This is a genomic window from Acinetobacter sp. CAU_H_78, from assembly GCF_058599365.1.
Window position 1 is genome coordinate 2874549 of sequence record NZ_CM178652.1, and the last position, 18509, is coordinate 2893057.

Here is an 18509-nt window from a genome sequence, read left to right on the forward strand (position 1 = left end):
CTTGAGGGATTTTTTTTGTGCAACACAATGTTCTCGGCATAGAGATAGCCGCCTGCTTCATTCTTGACTAGAATAAAGCCAAACTCGATGAGATAGAAATTTAAATTATGTATACCGGTATCGTACAAGGCTTGGAAAAAGTCGTGGATATTTGCCAGGGTAATGGCTTCATTACTATTGTTGTGAGCAACGACAATCAGTTTTTTCAGGATGTCTTTATTGGCGCCAGTGTTGCGATCAACGGCGTCTGCCTCACCGTAACGACCATTGATCAGAAGCTAAACCAGATTCACTTTGATATCTCCGATGTAACCCTTGCCCTCACCACCTTAAAATCTCTTCAAGTGGGTGATGAAGTGAATGTCGAACGCTCTGCCAAAGTCGGTGCAGAAAATGGCGGGCATAATCTGTATGGACACATCGAAGGTACGGCGATCATTAAAAATCTGGAACATCGTGGTGAAACCTACCATATCGACATTCAGATCCCGGATGGCAATATCAAATACTTTTTCTTAAAAGGGTTTATTGGTCTGAACGGCTGCAGCCTGACCGTCAATCGCGTTGATCGTGCCAATAGTGAAATTTCGATTGATCTGATTCCCGAAACTTTGCGTCTGACCACCTGGAAAAATGCCAAAGTAGGTGATGAAGTCAATTATGAAATTGACCAGACCACGCGCACCTTGGTGGATACCCTAGAAAATATTCACCAGCGTTAAAATGAAAGAGCCGCTTATACCATAGGCGGCTTTTTTAACTGATCATTCTGCCCACGTCTACGTTTCTATACAGAATTTTCAGGCGGAATGAATAAAATAATTGGATTCCGATTCAGAACGTTATTCCCATGCAGTTGATCTGGTTCCGCCAAGACCTCCGTATTCATGACCATGCCGCACTCTGGCATGCGACCCAGCAAGGACCTTGTATTGCACTAGCAGTCCTCTCTCCCGGACAATGGCAATTACATCAGGATGCCCGGATCAAAACTGATTTTTATCTGCGCCGGCTGAAATTTTTAAAACAGCAGCTACAGCAACTGAATATCCCACTCATCATATTGAATATTCCTTTATGGGAAGATTTGGCGCCAGAAATATTGAATCTATGTCAAGCCCTGCAGATTGAAAGCTTACATGCCAATATCGAAGTTGGCGTCAATGAACTGGAACGTGATGCTCAGGTACAGCAATTGCTGCAACAGCAACAGATCAGGGTCGAGCTCTATCATGACCGCACCCTGTTTCCTCTCGGCAGTATACGAAACCAGTCCAATCAACCGTATCAGGTCTATAGTGCCTTTAAGAAAAAGTGCTATGAACGGCTAATTCTGGATGTACCCGTCTGCTATCCTGAGATTGAAACTCAAGATCCAATCCAATTACCTACTGAGCTCACGGATTTTGATCTGGAAAAATTCTCAGCGGATTATGTAGTAGAGCATGCTGCCCAACTTTGGTCTGCGAAAAATCGAACTGCCTTGGACCTGCTCGATGACTTTATCGAGGATAAAATGGCTCATTATAAAACTGACCGTGATCTGCCAGCAGTTGATGGCACCAGCCGTCTTTCCCCTTATCTGAATATCGGTATTCTCTCCATTCGCCAGTGTATGCAAGCTCTTTTTCAAGATGGCTATTTCCAGATTGAAGACTTGGGTCAGCAAACCTGGTTGGATGAACTCTTGTGGCGGGAATTCTATCTACAGACCCTGTTTGATTTTCCACGTGTCTCCAAACACCAACCATTTAAGCAAAATACTAATAATATCCAGTGGCGCAATGCCCCCGAAGATTTAGCTGCCTGGCAAAAAGGCCAGACCGGAATTCCAATTGTCGATGCTGGCATGCGGCAAATGCTGGCGACAGGCTGGATGCATAACCGGGTCAGGATGATTACTGCGATGTTCCTGTGTAAGAACTTGCTGATCGACTGGCGACTGGGTGAAAGCTGGTTTATGCAGCATCTGATTGATGGCGATCTGGCTGCGAATAACGGTGGCTGGCAATGGTGCGCATCAACCGGCATGGATGCCGTGCCCTATTTCCGGATTTTTAATCCGGTCAGCCAGTCCCTGAAGTTTGATCCCAATGGAGACTATATCCGCAAGTGGGTGCCTGAACTGGCGCATCTAGATGCCAAATCCATTCATGAACCTTATGCCAAAAATCCAGATCTGGAACTGGATTATCCAAAACCGATTGTCGATTTAAAAGTCTCTCGTGTACGAGCCATAGAAGCCTTTAAGCAGATTTAGAAGAAACTATCACTTCATCTAATATGAAAAGCCTCCAATATCGGAGGCTTTTTATTTTCATATTAAGAATAAAAACTTGGATCAGGCACTTTCCCGGTCAGTACCCATTCCCCAACTTCCTGATACTTATAATCCACCGGATCATGCAAGGTCTGGGTGCGAACATTACGCCAGAAACGATCCAGATTCAGTTTGGCCGTGGTCGCACGCGCGCCCATCACCTGGAAAATATTCTGGGTAATATAAAGAGATGTATTGGTGGCCGCGATTTTGGCTGTGGCAATCGCCACTGAAACTTCACCACGCTGCTCAGCAGTGAGATCATTGCCCAGATCCCACGCGGCCTGTAAGGTTTGAATCGCTTTATCAGCCAGCAAACGCACGCTTTCCAGCTGCACATAGAACTCGGCAAAATGCTTCTGGGTAAAGGGGTCATTCATTGCATCTTCTACCAGTGATTTTGACCAGGCTTTTTGAGTCTGTACGGTTTGTTTGGCCACTTCAAACGCACCTTCTGCTACCCCGAGGAACATGTGTACAAAGATCAACTGGGCAATCAAAGGACGTAAGCTTGAATACGGTGTACTCAGTGGACCGGGATTTAAAAGCAATTCATTTTCATGAATTCTGACCTGCTCAAAATGACTGGTGCCGCTATCGGTCTGGCGTTGACCCATATTATTCCAGTCACCGAGAAAACTTACGCCCTTACGTGCTGTTGGAATGACCCCAATCAGTAATTTTCCAGCGTCGTTATAGCCTGAGCACAGTAAAATGTCGGAATCAATGGAGCCAGAACAGAAACTTTTATTTCCATCAAAAATATATTCTTTTTCAGCAACTTTTGTTGCGGTAGTACGATGGTCCAGTGGATTTAAGGTATTGCCCCAGAACAGGTTTTCCCGAGCGGTCTGTTCAAACCAAGGACCATATTGTTCCGGTTGGGAAAATAATTGAACCGTTGCAATCAGCAAATGATGAAACCCATAAACATGTGCTAATGAACTATCAACTCGGGCAATAATTTGAATGGTTTTAAAAATTGTCTGCCAGTCTGCTTCCTGACCGCCGTACTGTTTCGGAATAGACAGGCCCAGTAAACCGCTCTGGCGAATCAGATCACGCTCGGCTTTAGGATTACCGCCCTGCTTGTCACGAACTGCGGCCGTTTGAGCAAAAGTTTCTGCCAATTGCTGGGCAATTTTCAGGGGAGATTGATCTAGATATTGTTGTCGTACATTCATTCTTTTAACCTAAGTTCAGCATGGTTTTAGCTTAGCAGATTGCAGCTTGGCACTATATTCGAAAGCATGCAGAGCTTATTCCTGAGACAAAAATACCGGCAAATAATGCCGGTATTTGAACGTCCTAAACTTATGCCTGATTACGCTGCACTTCAGCAATTAACTGATCGACTACTTGTGGTTCAGCCAGAGTCGAGGTATCGCCCAGACTGTCCAGTTCATTGGCAGCAATCTTTCTTAAGATCCGGCGCATGATTTTACCTGACCGGGTTTTAGGTAAAGCGGGTGCCCAGTGCAAGGCATCTGGCGTTGCCACTGGCCCTAAAATTTTACGTACCCAAGCTACCAGTTCACCGCGCAACTGTTCAGTACTTTCAGTCCCTGCCTGCAAGGTAACAAAGGCACAAATCCCCTGTCCTTTGATGTCATGCGGCATACCGACAACAGCAGCTTCGGCAACTGCTTCATGGGCCACCAGTGCACTTTCAATCTCTGCCGTACCCAGACGATGACCGGAAACATTGAGTACGTCATCGACACGACCAGTAATCCAGTAATAGCCATCTTCATCACGACGTGCGCCGTCACCAGTAAAGTACGTTCCCGGATAGGTCGAGAAATAAGCTTCAATAAAGCGGTCCGGGTCACCCCAGATGGTGCGCATCTGGCCTGGCCAGGAATCTTTAATCACCAGATTTCCTTCCGCCACCCCTTCAATTTCCTTGCCTTCTGCATCGACAATGGCTGGTTGTACGCCAAAGAATGGACGGGTCGCAGAACCTGGTTTCAGGTCGGTCGCGCCCGGTAAAGGCGTAATCATGAAGCCACCGGTTTCGGTTTGCCACCAGGTATCAATCACCGGACAGCGGCTTTCACCAACTACCGAGTAATACCAGTTCCAGGCTTCCGGGTTAATCGGCTCACCGACCGAACCTAAAATTCTCAGGCTGCTACGATCACTTTCCCGCACATAAGCATCCCCCTCACGCATCATGGCACGAATGGCTGTCGGTGCAGTATAGAGAATGGTCACATTATGCTTGTCGACAATATGTCCGGTACGTGCCCAGCTCGGATATTGCGGCACCCCCTCAAACATGACCGTAGTTGTACCATTAGAGAGCGGACCATACAGTACATAGGAATGCCCGGTAATCCAGCCGACATCGGCAGTACACCAGAACACATCATCCTGTTTGATGTCAAAAACTTCACGGAAGGTGCAATTCACATAAGTCAGGTAACCACCTGTGGTATGCAGTACGCCCTTAGGTTTTCCGGTTGAACCCGAGGTATACAGGATAAATAAAGGATCTTCCGCATTCATCGGCTCAGGCGGACAGATCTCATTGACGGTCATAATTTCCATGTGATACCAGAGATCACGCCCCTGTTGCATTTCTACCGGATTGCCGGTGCGATGTACAACGATGACATGTTCAACCGATTCGGTGCCAGCAATTTTCAGGGCTTCATCGACATTGGCTTTCAGTGGAATAGCTTTGCCACCACGCATGCCCGAATCTGCGGTAATCACCATTTTGGCCTGACTGTCTTCAATCCGGCTGGCCAGAGAATCAGGTGAGAAACCACCAAATACCACACAATGCACTGCACCAATCCGGGCACAAGCCAGCATGGCAATTGCGGCTTCCGAGACCATTGGCATATACAGCACCACCCGGTCGCCTTTTTTAATCCCGTTCTTTTTCAGGACATTGGCGAAACGGCAGGTTTCATCATAAAGCTCGTGAAAAGAAATAATCTTGTGACGGGACGGATGATCCCCTTCCCAGATAATCGCCGGTTTATAAGGATGTTCCTTAAGATGGCGATCCAGACAGTTGGCACTGACATTGAGCTGGCCATCTGCAAACCATTCAATTTTAAAATTGTCTTTATCAAAACTGGTATTTTTAACCTGGGTAAAAGGTTTGATCCAGTCCAGGCGCTGTGCCTGTTCAGCCCAGAACTGATCCGGTTGTTCAATGGATTGCTGATAACGCTCAAAATACTCTGTATCAGTGGTACGTGCGGTTTTCTTAAATTCTGCTGGTACTGGATAGATTTCTTTCATTGTTCGCTTCCTTGATCTTGTTCTATCTCATCACGAGAGCTTGATGGCATTTTGTTGATTGTTTTTTATGCATAATGGCAGTATGTACTGCATATTTCAAATCCGACAATCATGCTTTCGTCGTAGATTATTTATTCAAATTCAATCAGAATAACTTCGGATAATGCTCAACTATGGCCAAAGTCAGCTAGATATTGCTATCGTCAAATAAAATGAGTCTCCCACTCTCGCTGTATTTTATACAGGCTTAGGATCTTGCCCATGAATTCAACTGAACCTTCCTATTTCCCTCCTCCTTTTCCTGCAGCAGATCATCCCTTATCGATCAGGGGCCGATTTGGACGTTTGAGTTTTATTGCCTGGTCTGCATTTTTACAGTTTATTTTCTTATGCAGCAGTATTGCGCTAGGTTTAAGTATTGATATTGTGAACATTGCCAGCCTATCGGTAGATTCGAACTGGCAAATTTCCCTACATGGCCTGTCCAGCCTGTTTGCCTTGGCAATCATGCTGGTCTACCTGTATTTCGGTATTGTGATTACGGTACGGCGCTTACACGATCTGGACCGTAGTGGCTGGTGGATGCTGCTATTCTTTGTGCCTTTGATCAATCTGTTTGTCTGGATCTATATCCTGCTTTTTCCAGGAACAAGAGGCAGCAATCAGTATGGCCCAATACGTACAAGCCCCGTCTGGGAAAAGATTGTAGCTTGGCTGGTAATCATTTTTACCGTATTGAGCCTGTTGGCGACGACTGCATTATTCTCTTATATGAGTGAAGGTGAACCTTCAAGAATCCCAAGTGAAGTGAAACAAAAAACGACTGAGTTCTTTTAAACCAATTGTGTCTGTTTTGCATAAATATATTGTGTATAAACTTCGCTGTTGTTAATTTTTTGCTGTAGTTGAGGCAAAATAAGCGAAATTTAAATTGTGGAGTTTTTGTGGCTGAGCAAGAGAATACTTTAAGCCAGGTAACTGAAGGGACGACTGAGCTCCTGCATCAGGCGACTGAAAAAACTGCCCAAACTGTGATCGAACATACCTCCAAGTACAATGATGCCTATAGCACCATTGACAAGATCATGGAGGGTTTCTGGGAGCGTGTGCCTTATTTCTGTATTGCGCTAACAGTCATTGTCATTTTCTGGTTACTGTCAAAACTGTTTAAGTTTTTTGTCCGTAAGACTTTAGAAAACCGTACTTATACCCGACAGAATCTGGTGCTGGTGCTGAACCGTGTCGGTAGTACCGTGATTGTTTTCTTCGGTGTTTTAATCGGGCTGGTGATTGCGATTCCAGGTTTCACCCCAGGTCAGCTGATGAGTGCGCTTGGGATTGGTTCGGTGGCGATCGGTTTCGCATTTAAGGATATTTTCCAGAACCTGCTCTCAGGTGTACTGATTTTGCTGGGTGAACCTTTCAAGATTGGCGATGACATTATCGTGAATGGTCTGGAGGGTACCGTAGAAGATATCCAGATTCGTGCAACCTTTTTACGCTCGCCAGATGGTCGTCGTATCGTAATTCCAAATGCTACGGTCTATACCAGTGCAGTCACAGTGAATACTGCTTATACCCGTCGCCGCTGTGAATTTTCGGTCGGGATCGGTTATGAAGATGATATCCAGAAAGCCAAGGATATTATTACTGCAATTCTGGATAAAGATCCGACCATCCTGAGTCAACCTGCATTTAGCGTCAATGTGATTGCACTGGCAGACTTCTCGATTACCCTCAAAGCCTTATGGTGGGTCAATACCACTGAAACAGGCATAGGCACCTCAATCAGTGCCGTTCAGGAACGGGTGATTCAAGCCTTTGCTGAACATAACATTTCGATTCCATATCCGGTGCAGGAAGTGAAAGTCTATCGTGGCGATGGCCATGAGGATGCCTCAGCTCGCGCTAAACAGTCGACCTAAAACATACGAAATCGCCGTTTCAGTACGGAGAATACGGTTGCCAAGGCTCACTGCCTGGCAGCCGTTTTTTATGAGCAAATCGACCTCATACGGAATAAAGCCACCTTCCGGACCAATGACAATCGTGCAAGGATGCTGAAGTGCATATGGCATCGGCTGTTCGGCATAAGGATGTGCAACAAAGGCTGGACAGTCTGCTGTAATGAGTCCAGACAAGATATCTTCGACAAAAGGTTTAAAGCGTTTATACAGCTCAATTTTCGGAGCAAGCGTATCTCCTGCCTGTTCTAGCCCAAGATCTACATAATGGTTTAATTGCTGCAAAAATGGGGTCTGCCAATAGCTTTTATCCACCCGATAGCTATGCAATAAAATGATTTTCTCTACGCCCATGGTGACAGCATCCATGATCAGACGGCGCAAAACTTTAGGGCGTGGCAAGGCCACAATCAAGGTAACAGGCAGCTTTGCAGGGACTGATTCTTCTTGAATCGGTTTCAATAAAACTGCTTTTTCAGAAATTTCGACAACTTCAGTTAAATACCGTTTCCCTTCCCGAATCCCAACTTTTAATGTGTCACCAACCTGAATCTCAAGATGCTGTTGCAAATGCTCCAGTTGTCGCTTTGAGCTAATCGGCCATAGTTCAGATTCGGTTTGGCGGGGATCAAGCAGGACGATATTCATAAAAAATTAACTCAACAAATCCATCACTGGATACGCGGAAACGTCATCCACAACTGTCCGAGGCAGGACTCTTTTTGCCTTATATAGGTTCTGCGATATCTCTGCAAAAAGATGGTATATGACGAGTTTTGTGGATGACAAATGGTTTTGTTACTTTTGCCGAAACAAAAGTAAAAGAAAGAAGAGTTCCTAGCATTAAATCTATAAAGATAAAGCCTAGTTTTAACCTTATACAGTCAATCCATGAAAATCGGCTTCTTCACAAATCAGAATATAATCAAAGATATTGATCAATCACTTGAATATGCCTTTCAAGTGAACCCTGATTTTGCTGCATAATCTTTTGTGCGTCGGCATTCAAACTTTCAGCTTTAGCTGAATTATTCAGAATTTCTAGCAAAGTCTCAGCAGCTTGCTTGGCATCCTGCACCACTTCTATCGCATGCGCCTGAGCAAACTCATCCACAATCGTCTGAAAGTTAAAATAGTTTTTACCCAGAATCGTTGGAACATTCAGCGCAATCGGCTCCAGAATATTATGACCACCACCCGGCTCATTTAGGGAACCGCCGACATAACAGGCTTGGCTCAAGGCATACCAGAGCCACATCTCGCCCATGGAATCCGCCAGATAAACCTGAGTATCTTCTTCGATACGTTGCCCCAGACTACGACGTTGGGTTCTTAAACCTAAGGACTGTGCAGCTTGGAACACCTCATCAAAACGTTCCGGATGGCGCGGCACCACGATACAAACTAATGCTGGATTTGCATCTAACGCAGCTTTAAGCTCAGCCATTAATTGCTGTTCTTCAGGCGCATGCGTACTGGCGAGAGTAATGATCTTCCGGCCTTGCAGAGACCATTCCTGTTTCAATTGGGCAGCATGATTAATAAATTGCTGCGGTGCCGTGATATCAAACTTGATATTGCCCAAGACCTGAGTTTTTTCTGAAGCTATACCTAGATCAATATAACGCTGCTGGGTTGCTGTATCCTGAGCCAAAAGGCCGGTTAAATTCTTAAGCATGCCACGGGTTAGGCCTTTGACTTTGCCATAGCCTTTGGCAGATTTTTCAGAAAGACGGGCATTCAATAATAGGCAACGCACATTAAAATTCGGTGCCTGGTCAATCAGATTTGGCCAGAGCTCAGTCTCCATCAATAACAGCAATTTAGGCTGATATTTTTGATAAAAATCACGAATCAGGGTTTTCTGGTCAGCTGGCAAATATACAGCTTGGAATAAGTCTAAATAAGGTTCTTTTAAGAAGAGAGATTTGGCACGTGCCTGTCCGGTCTTGGTGGTATTGGTCACTAGAACCGGATGCCCAAGTTTTAAGTAATGTTCAATTAAAGGTTGAGCGGCATTGGTTTCCCCTACGGATACTACATGAAACCAGATCGCCTGCAGATTTTTAGGGGACTGGAAAGGACCAAAACGTTCCAACAGTTCTTGTTCTAATTGTTCCGGACTGGTCGCACGTTTACGTATACGGGATTGATAAAGCGGTTTCGCTAGCGCCAAGGCTGCGTTATACCAGAATGGAGTAGCCACATTGCGCCCCAAAACAGATTCAATCGGCAAAATATAACAGAGCCACATCGACATGTTAATCGATGTGGCTCTTATTTCGAATTATTCTATGGTGCTTAATACTCTAACTTCTGCCAAAGTTGGATAATCAATATAACCTTCAGCCACCTGACTGCCGATCATATTTTCCATTTTCAGCTCATTAAGCGGTGCATTATCAAGCAGACGTTCGTATAGATCAGGATTTGCAATGTAGGCTTTACCAAATGCGACTGCATCTGCCTTTTCAGCTGCCAACAGCTCAATCGCATCTTCACGACTCAGTTGCATATTGGCAATATAAGGTACTCCACCTGAACGCTCTTTCATATATTCGGAAATACTGTCTTCAGCCAGATATTCACGGGTAAAGAAGAAGGCAATCTTGCGCTTGCCCAGCTGCTCCATGGCATAGCCAAATGTTTCACGTGGATCATTATCCCCCATGTCATGGTCATCACCACGCGGCGCAAAATGTACCCCTACACGATCCGCACCCCATACTTCAATCAGTGCATCAGTTGCTTCTAGCAGGAACCGTGTACGGTTTTCAACTGAACCGCCGTATTCATCTTCACGCTGATTGGTTTTGCTTTGCAAGAACTGGTCAATCAAATAACCATTGGCAGCATGTAATTCAACACCATCAAAACCGGCTTCTTTAGCACGAATCGCGGCTTGCTTATATTGCTCGGTAATCGCGTGAATTTCAGAAACTTCCAAGGGACGTGGCGTAACGTATGGACGTTTTGAACGTAACAAGCTGACATGACCCGCCTGTTGTACTGCACTTGCAGAGACTGGTGTTTCACCATTTAACAGATCCGGATGTGATACACGACCAACATGCCAAAGCTGGGCAACGATTAAACCGCCCTTCTCATGAACCGCTTGAGTGACCTTTTTCCAGCCTTCGACCTGAGCATCGGTAAACAGTCCTGGAGTATTTAAATAGCCATTGGCTTCTTCAGAAATCACTGTAGCTTCAGAAATGATCAGACCAGCACTTGCACGTTGCGCATAGTACTCAACCATCATTGGGGTTGGAACACGATCAGCAGTTGCACGGCTACGGGTCAGCGGCGCCATGATGACACGGTTTTTAAGCTCTAACGCACCGAGCGTTAAAGGAGAATTTAATTCAGCCATCGTTACTCCCACCTGTTAAAGGTGTTGTTGTAGGTGTTCGATAAATTGCTGAATCAAAGTTTCATTGCGGGAGAAATATGACCACTGTCCATGCTTGGTCGCAGTGATCAGGCCAGCCTGCTGTAATACCGACAGGTGATTGGACATGGTGGACTGTGAAACCTGGCCTAAACGTTCAATTTGACCTGCACAGACCCCACGTTGAAAGCCACCACACTCTTCCGCAGACAGATATTGCTCCGGCGATTTTAACCATTCCAGAATTTGTCGACGGGTCGGATTGGCTAAGGCTTTAAAAATTAGATCAAGGTCCATAGGCACATCACAATCAGTAGCGCAACGAAACTTCATTCAGCATCTGCGACTATTATATCGTATTTTTTCGATTTATATATCGAATAATTTAGATATAAGAGTCACAGTCTGTTAAAGCTTTATTACGCCAGCTTTTAAACGATTTCTTACAGGCCCTGTTTCAGGCTTGCTTCGATAAATTTGTCCAGATCACCGTCCAAGACTGCGCCAGTATTGGAGTTTTCTACCCCTGTACGCAAATCCTTGATACGTGAATCATCCAGGACATAAGAACGGATCTGGCTACCCCAGCCGATATCAGACTTGGAATCTTCCAATGCCTGTGCAGCTTCATTACGTTTATTCATTTCCAGCTCATATAGCTTGGCACGCAATTGCTTCCAGGCATGGTCACGGTTGGCATGTTGTGAACGCTGGTTCTGACATGCCACCACAATACCGGTTGGAATGTGGGTTAAACGCACTGCAGAGTCAGTTTTGTTAATGTGCTGACCACCCGCGCCTGATGCACGATAAGTATCGGTACGGACATCTGAAGGATTGATTTCAATTTCGATATTGTCATCTACTTCAGGTGAGACAAACACGGCAGAAAATGACGTATGACGACGGTTGCCCGAGTCAAATGGTGATTTACGCACTAAACGGTGTACACCAGATTCGGTACGTAACCAGCCATAGGCGTACTCACCTTCCACACGAATCGTCGCAGATTTAATCCCGGCAACATCACCGTCAGATTCTTCCATCAGTTCAGCTTTAAAACCATGACGTTCGATCCAGCGCATGTACATACGTAGCAGCATAGACGCCCAGTCCTGTGCTTCAGTACCGCCGGAACCTGCCTGAATCTCCACATAGCAAGGGTTTGGATCCATCGGGTTGCTGAACATACGGCGGAATTCAAGCTTCGCCAGTTCTTCTTCAGCCGTATTCAGCTCAGTCTGTACATCTTCCAGCATGGCCTCTTCATCTGCTTCAACCGCAAGGTCAAGCATTGCCTGGGCATCTTCAAGCTGGGTGGTTAAGCCGTCCAGTACATTGAGTACATTCTCAAGCTCGCCTTTTTCTTTGGCCATGGCCTGAGCACGACTCTGGTCATTCCAGATCGCCGGGTCTTCTAATTCACGCAGGACTTCTTCTAAACGCTCTTTTTTCAGATCGTAGTCAAAGATACCCCCGTAGTGTTTGACCACGTTCGTTTAAGTCTTTTAATTGGTTTAGATACGGATTAATTTCCACGTGAATTACTCTCAATCAAAATTAGGTATAAATTCTTAGGTCAATATTATATCACAGTCTATTTCGCCAATTTATAGCGATAAATCCATCTTTAAGGCTAAGCAAGAAAATGTCACTAGCACATTTTTTAATTACAAAATTTGTCAGCCCGATAAAATAGCTAAATATTATTTTTAATACTTTCTCATTCTATTCTTAAATATATTTCGCTGTATTTTTATACTCAATTTTTTATTCATTTTAAAACCCTAAAACCCCTACAAAATAAGATAAAAAATAGCATTTTCAATACATTCCACAATATCTACACACTTTTAATAAAACAAAACATTTCATTTTTAGTTTTTGAATTCAATTAGTTATTAAATGAAAATTACATAATATTACCTTACTCACAATGTAGTAACTTTCCTTTGATTGACGATTATTAGAATTGGTCTAGACTTAAAGTTGTAACAAAAAGTGTATTAATTTTAGCCATATTTTTCAGAGGGGAGTATCCGCATGAAAAAACTAGCAATCGCTTCAGCATTACTTTCAGCCGTAGCTCTTACAGGTACAGCAGCTCATGCTTATCAAGTAGAAGTGGGTGCATCTGCAGGCCTAACAGACCCGGATAATGGTAGCTCAAGCGGCTCTTTTGGTGTTGATGGCACATACTACTTTAATCCAGTTGAAACACGTAATGCACCATTAGCCGAAGCAGCTTTCCTTGATCGTGCAAGTAATGTGAAAGCTCAATATCAATATGATGATTACGACTCTTCAGAACGTCACCGTTATGGTGTAGGTGCTGAATACTTCGTACCAAACTCAGATTTTTATTTGAGTGGTAGCGTAGGTCGTGATGATTCTAAATACGACTATGCACCTGATTTTGACGAAACCGTTTATAGTGCCGAAGTCGGTTATTTACCTGCACCAGGTCTGTTAATTGCAGCAGGTGTAAAAGGTTATGACAATGACTATGATGACGGTGTAGATCCAACTTTACGTGCTAAATATGTGACCACTTTAAGCAATGGTAAAGACATTAACCTTGAAGCTGGCGCTGCCTTTGGCGACCTGGATGAGTACAACTTAAAAGCTGACTACTTCATCGACAAAACTTTAAGTGTTGGTGCTGATTATCAAAGCAAAGACAATGGCCCATATGACTCAAATGAATTTGGTGTAAGTGCACGTAAATTCTTTAATGAACAAGTGAGCTTGGAAGGTCGTGTAGGTTTTGGTGAAATTGGTAACCAAGACTACAACAAATTTGGTCTAGCTGCGAAATACCGCTTCTAATCCCTACAAAAAGTAAGTCAATCTTAAAAAGCCCATCCTCGCATGGGCTTTTTGCACTTTTAAAAAGCATTTAGGTAGTTTTTGCACATTGACGGGGCGGATATAAACTGTACAATTTGTTACAACTGTTCATGAAACAGTCATATTTTTATAACAAAGAGAGAAATCTAAATGCTTAAAAAACTTGCTCTTGCGACTGCACTTATTGCTAGCCTAGGAACTGCACACGCTTACCAAACCGAAGTTGGAGGTACAATTGCTTTTGTAGATCCAGATAATGGGGATACTTCTACTGGTTTTGCAATTGATGGCACTTATTACTTCAATCCAGTTCAAGTAAAGAACTCGCCTCTTAATGAAGCAGCTTTTTTAAACCGAGCTAGCAATATTAACGCAGAAGTTTCTTATATCGATTACGATGTAACCGATGTCACAACTTTCGGTGTAGGGGTTGAATATTTTGTTCCAAATTCAGATTTCTATGTAAGTGGCTCTATTGGACAAGCATCTACTGATACACCAGCTGGCGATTTTGACACTACATTTTATAGCGCAGAATTAGGTTATTTACCCGCACCAGGTTTATTAGTTGCGCTTGGTCTTGCTGGTGTTTCTGAAGATGATGCAGATGATGAAATTGATCCAACTTTACGTGCTAAATATGTGACTCAATTCGGCCAATACGACATGAACTTTGAAGGTGGTGCAAGCTTCGGTGATATTGATGCTTATAATCTAGGTGCAGACTTATACCTCGACAAAACTTTCAGTGTCGGTCTTGGATTCTCTGATTCCGACGTCGAAGGTACTGATGTATTTACCATTCGTGCCAAGAAATTCTTTAATCAGCAAGTTAGCCTAGAAGGCTCAATTAATTTTGGTGACAATGCTGATATCTTCGGTGTACGTGGTGCATACCGCTTCTAATACCTCCGATGAAAAGCAAAAAAAACCGCTCACTTGAGCGGTTTTTTATGGTCTATTGTTCTAAATATATAATTCGCATCTGCAAGCTGACATTACCATTAAAGACATTTTTATCCAGCTCATAAACCAAACGCGTGTCTTTCATCGGGTCAAATTGATATTTATCTGCTGCATTGAAGGCGATCGCATCTACGACCTGGCCATTTTCCAAAGCCACGCGTAATTTAAGATGCACATCTTTGAGCCAGCGATAGTCCATGATTTTAAACACGCCGTCAAAAATCGGTTGCGGAAATTTTTGTCCCCATGGACTTAAATTCTGCAATAAATCGACTGTTTCGATTTGAAAAGCAGAATCTGGCAGTGCGCCATCGGTCCATAAAGTGGCAGTGAATAAATCCTCATCCATCGCAGCAATCAGTGCCTCAAAGACCTGCTTAAACTCAGCAAAATTTTCTTTTTTCAGGGTTAAACCTGCTGCCGCTGCATGGCCACCAAAATGGCTAACTAAATGTGGATATTGCTCCGCCACCTGTTCAATCGCATCACGGATATGAATCCCTTCGATGGAACGTGCCGAACCTTTGATATGAATCCCATCTTCATCTGCTGCAAACACAATACTTGGACGATGGAACTGTTCTTTTAAACGCCCCGCTACAATCCCGATCACACCCTGATGCCAGTGCTGTTCAAACATGATCAGTGCGGCAGGCAAAGTATTCTCATCGAGCTGGATTTTTTCCAGTTCAGTCAAAGCTTCCTGCTTGATTTTGCCTTCGACCTGACGACGTTCGACATTCAGTTTATTCAACTGTTCTGCGAGTGGATAAGCGGTTGCCAGATCCGGAGCGAGCAAACACTCAATCCCGATATCCATGGTTTCCATACGACCCGCTGCATTAATACGTGGACCAAGTACAAAACCCAGATCCTGCGCTTTGAGCGTGGCAGCATCACGACCAGCAATTTCCAGCAAAGCACTGATACCAGGTCGGCAAAGATGCTGCTGAATCCGTTTTAAGCCAGCATCCACCAGAATACGGTTGTTATAGTCCAGACTTGCAACATCTGCATAAGTACCTAAAGCGACCAGATCCAGATAATTGGTAATAACCGTTGAAGATTTACCGAGCTTTTTACGATGAGTCGATAGATTCGCCAAGACATAAAAAGCTACCCCTACACCCGCCAAGGCCTTACTTGGAAAATCACAGCCCAGCTGATTGGGATTGACCACAGCCTCTGCTACAGGGGTAGGCTTGGTAGTTAAGTGGTGATCGGTAATAATAACCTGCATGCCATGATCCTGCGCCTGCTTCACACCTTCATGACTGGAAATCCCGTTATCCACTGTAATTAAAAGATCCGGCGTAAAATTGGCAAAAGCCAGATCCGCAATCGCAGGTGTCAGGCCATAACCATACTTAAACCGGTCAGGAACCAGATACTCAACATGGGCACCCATATCACGCAGGGCGAGTACCATTAGTGTTGTACTGGTCGCCCCATCAGCATCATAGTCACCGACGATTACGATTTTCTGGCCAGTATCTATAGCCTGATCAATCAGCTGGATCGCTTCTGTTAAGCCTTTCATGGTCGGTGCCAGTAGATGCTTGAGTTTAAGCTCCAGCTCCTGTTCAGATTCCACACCACGGCGTGCCAAAATTTCGGCTACGAATGAAGGCACGCCCTGAAAAGATTCAGGGCGTGTCAGTAAAGGTCTTTGCTTGATTTCAAGTTTAGGCATTGTTATGGCATCAATCGTTGTAGTTTCCACGCCCCATCGATTTTTTCATAACTCAGGCGGTCATGTAAACGGTTGGGACGGCCCTGCCAGAATTCATAATAATCCGGCTGCAAACGATAGCCGCCCCAGAATCCCGGCTTATCCAGTTCTTCCTGATTAGCGACCTGCTGATGCAGATCCCAGAAACGTTGCTGTAATTCTTCACGACTCGCAACCACACCGCTTTGCGGGGTACTGATATGCGCAGCGATCTGACTTTCGCGCGGACGTTTATGATAATAGTCAGTTGATTCTTCTTCCGAAATTTTAATTACCTTACCGCTAATCCGGATCTGACGTTCCTGTTCCTGCCAGTAAAACAGCAGTTCAGCATACGGGTTTTCGGCCAGATCCAGACCTTTTTGACTATCATAATTGGTATAGAAATCATACCCTGCTTCAGTCGCACCACGCAGCAACACTGTGCGCACATGCGGACGACCTTGTGCATTTGCGGTTGCCAATGACATGGCATAAGGTTCATGCAGCTGTGCAGCAAGTGCATGGTTAAACCACTGCAAAAACTGCATATGCGGATTGGGATTGACCTGATCTTCATGTAGCTCGCCTTTTTGGTAGTTCAGACGCAGTTCACTCAGATCCTTAATCAGATCGCTCATTCACTCTTCCCCCATTTAAGCGGCGTTGGCACGTACCGCATCAGCCAATGAATTTGCCAGTGTGGTCACTTCAGCAAGATCCTCGCCTTCCACCATGACACGGATCACCGGTTCAGTCCCTGATTTACGGATCAGTAAACGGCCACGACCTTTGAGCTGCTCTTCAGCTTTGTTAAATTCTGCAGTCAAAGCAGGCACTGAGTACGGGTCAAACATGGTATTCAGACGTACATTCACCAACACATTCGGCAATAATTTAAAGTCAGCCACTAACTCGTGCAGTGCTTTCTTCTGCTCGACCATCACGGTTAAGACTTGCAGCGCAGCAATAATCGCATCGCCTGTAGTGCTCTTGTCTAAAGTCAGGATATGACCTGATGGCTCGCCACCAATCGACCAGCCTTTTTCTTCCAGACCTTGCAGTACATAACGATCACCGACTTTAGCGCGCAACAATTCTACTCCGGCTTTTTCGAGGGCCAGTTCTAGTGCCATATTGCTCATCAAGGTACCAACAATCCCAGCTGGCTTATTTTTTGCCTGAGTCGCGAGGATATACAGAATATGATCACCAGTAATTTGCTCACCGTTTTTATCGACCATAATCACGCGGTCAGCATCACCATCAAAGGCTATGCCTAAATCAGCACCATGCTCAACCACTGCTTTTTGCAGATTTTCCGGATGAGTCGAACCACAGTTCTCATTGATATTCAGACCGGTCGGTTCATCATAGATGGAAATGACTTTAGCACCCAGCTCACGGAAAACCGCAGGACCTACGCTATAGGCTGCACCATTGGCACAGTCAACGACAATGGTTAAATCATTCAGGTCTAAATGGTATGGGAAGGTCGATTTACAGAATTCGATATAACGGCCATTAGCATCCTTGACACGGAAGCTTTTACCCAAGTTCGCTGTATCTTCAATCACCAGTTCTTTTTCCAGTTCCTGGTTGATCTCATCCTGCAAAGCATCAGGCAGTTTTTTGCCTTCACTCGAAAAGAATTTAATGCCGTTATCAAAGTATGGATTATGCGATGCTGAAATCACAATCCCGAGATTAGCATGCAGAGCACGAGTTAAATGGGCAATAGCCGGCGTTGGCAACGGTCCAAGCAGATGCACATAAACACCTGCCGCATTGAGTCCTGCCTGTAGCGCAGATTCCAGAATATAACCCGATAAACGGGTATCTTTACCCAGTACTACCAATGGTTTGTTTTTTTTGCTATTTCGTTTTAATACTTTTCCTGCCGCAAAACCTAATTTCAGGGCAAATTCAGGTGTAATTGGTAACTCACCAAATTTTCCACGAATACCATCGGTACCAAAATAACTCATGCTTTGTCTCACTTCTTAGCGGGTGATTTACATCATCCTTTTTCATTGTGCAACACTG

General features: G+C 44.6%; 16 protein-coding genes. 6 read left to right on the top strand and 10 right to left on the bottom strand.

All coding sequences use genetic code 11. The features are described from left to right. Positions 1 to 107 precede the first annotated feature (107 nt). Positions 108 to 722 (top strand): riboflavin synthase subunit alpha, encoded by a 615-nt coding sequence (locus AC4MCD_RS13630; RefSeq protein ID WP_491876282.1) that lies wholly within the window; start codon positions 108 to 110, stop codon positions 720 to 722. A 128-nt stretch (positions 723 to 850) separates the two neighbouring features. Continuing rightward, complete coding sequence (locus tag AC4MCD_RS13635; protein WP_491876283.1) at positions 851 to 2260, top strand: cryptochrome/photolyase family protein; 1410 nt, start codon at positions 851 to 853, stop codon at positions 2258 to 2260. Positions 2261 to 2322: 62 nt separating this feature from the next. Here the strand turns inward: AC4MCD_RS13635 and AC4MCD_RS13640 are convergent, their stop codons facing one another. Next, positions 2323 to 3504, bottom strand: coding sequence for an acyl-CoA dehydrogenase family protein (locus AC4MCD_RS13640; RefSeq protein WP_491876284.1), 1182 nt, complete (start codon positions 3502 to 3504; stop codon positions 2323 to 2325). A gap of 130 nt (positions 3505 to 3634) precedes the next feature. Beyond that, the gene (gene acs, locus AC4MCD_RS13645; RefSeq protein ID WP_104426735.1) at positions 3635 to 5581 is read right to left on the bottom strand and encodes an acetate--CoA ligase; all 1947 of its coding nucleotides are present in this window, start codon (positions 5579 to 5581) and stop codon (positions 3635 to 3637) included. 261 nt (positions 5582 to 5842) lie between these two features. Between acs and AC4MCD_RS13650 the strand changes: the two genes are divergently transcribed. Both AC4MCD_RS13650 and AC4MCD_RS13655 read left to right on the top strand, forming a co-directional pair. Then, on the top strand, positions 5843 to 6418 hold the full coding sequence (locus AC4MCD_RS13650; RefSeq protein WP_034170236.1) for a DUF805 domain-containing protein: 576 nt from the start codon (positions 5843 to 5845) through the stop codon (positions 6416 to 6418). Positions 6419 to 6525: 107 nt separating this feature from the next. Then, positions 6526 to 7506 carry a mechanosensitive ion channel family protein gene (locus tag AC4MCD_RS13655; RefSeq protein WP_159123798.1) on the top strand — a complete coding sequence of 327 codons (981 nt, stop codon included), beginning with the start codon at positions 6526 to 6528 and terminating at the stop codon, positions 7504 to 7506. Here AC4MCD_RS13655 and AC4MCD_RS13660 read toward each other — a convergent pair. From AC4MCD_RS13660 to prfB, 5 genes are all read right to left on the bottom strand, one after another. Next, positions 7480 to 8193 carry a 16S rRNA (uracil(1498)-N(3))-methyltransferase gene (locus AC4MCD_RS13660; protein WP_419365477.1) on the bottom strand — a complete coding sequence of 238 codons (714 nt, stop codon included), beginning with the start codon at positions 8191 to 8193 and terminating at the stop codon, positions 7480 to 7482. The genes AC4MCD_RS13655 and AC4MCD_RS13660 overlap by 27 nt on opposite strands. A 277-nt stretch (positions 8194 to 8470) precedes the next feature. Next, the gene (locus AC4MCD_RS13665; RefSeq protein WP_491876866.1) at positions 8471 to 9751 is read right to left on the bottom strand and encodes a 3-deoxy-D-manno-octulosonic acid transferase; all 1281 of its coding nucleotides are present in this window, start codon (positions 9749 to 9751) and stop codon (positions 8471 to 8473) included. Positions 9752 to 9832: 81 nt separating this feature from the next. Then, positions 9833 to 10918: an alkene reductase gene (locus tag AC4MCD_RS13670; RefSeq protein ID WP_491876285.1), complete on the bottom strand. Its 1086-nt coding sequence runs from the start codon at positions 10916 to 10918 to the stop codon at positions 9833 to 9835. A gap of 15 nt (positions 10919 to 10933) precedes the next feature. Beyond that, complete coding sequence (locus AC4MCD_RS13675; protein ID WP_121979733.1) at positions 10934 to 11233, bottom strand: ArsR/SmtB family transcription factor; 300 nt, start codon at positions 11231 to 11233, stop codon at positions 10934 to 10936. A 146-nt stretch (positions 11234 to 11379) separates the two neighbouring features. Then, positions 11380 to 12475 (bottom strand): peptide chain release factor 2 gene (prfB, locus tag AC4MCD_RS13680; RefSeq protein WP_180139362.1). Its coding sequence is split into 2 segments (ribosomal slippage): positions 11380 to 12402 and positions 12404 to 12475, totalling 1095 coding nucleotides; the frame shifts between segments, so codons are not numbered across the junction. A 504-nt stretch (positions 12476 to 12979) separates the two neighbouring features. On the opposite strand from prfB, the gene AC4MCD_RS13685 reads away from it, so the two are divergent. After that, complete coding sequence (locus tag AC4MCD_RS13685; RefSeq protein ID WP_034703585.1) at positions 12980 to 13765, top strand: putative porin; 786 nt, start codon at positions 12980 to 12982, stop codon at positions 13763 to 13765. Between the two features lie 171 nt (positions 13766 to 13936). Continuing rightward, complete coding sequence (locus AC4MCD_RS13690) at positions 13937 to 14692, top strand: putative porin (RefSeq protein ID WP_419374868.1); 756 nt, start codon at positions 13937 to 13939, stop codon at positions 14690 to 14692. 52 nt (positions 14693 to 14744) lie between these two features. Here AC4MCD_RS13690 and recJ read toward each other — a convergent pair whose 3' ends face one another. The 3 genes from recJ to glmM are packed head-to-tail and all read right to left on the bottom strand — an operon-like array spanning position 14745 to position 18451. Beyond that, positions 14745 to 16445 (bottom strand): single-stranded-DNA-specific exonuclease RecJ, encoded by a 1701-nt coding sequence (recJ, locus tag AC4MCD_RS13695; protein WP_419374905.1) that lies wholly within the window; start codon positions 16443 to 16445, stop codon positions 14745 to 14747. Positions 16446 to 16447: 2 nt separating this feature from the next. Beyond that, positions 16448 to 17104: a pyridoxamine 5'-phosphate oxidase gene (gene pdxH / locus AC4MCD_RS13700; protein WP_180011091.1), complete on the bottom strand. Its 657-nt coding sequence runs from the start codon at positions 17102 to 17104 to the stop codon at positions 16448 to 16450. 15 nt (positions 17105 to 17119) lie between these two features. Continuing rightward, positions 17120 to 18451, bottom strand: coding sequence for a phosphoglucosamine mutase (glmM, locus tag AC4MCD_RS13705; protein WP_419374869.1), 1332 nt, complete (start codon positions 18449 to 18451; stop codon positions 17120 to 17122). Positions 18452 to 18509: the final 58 nt, after the last annotated feature.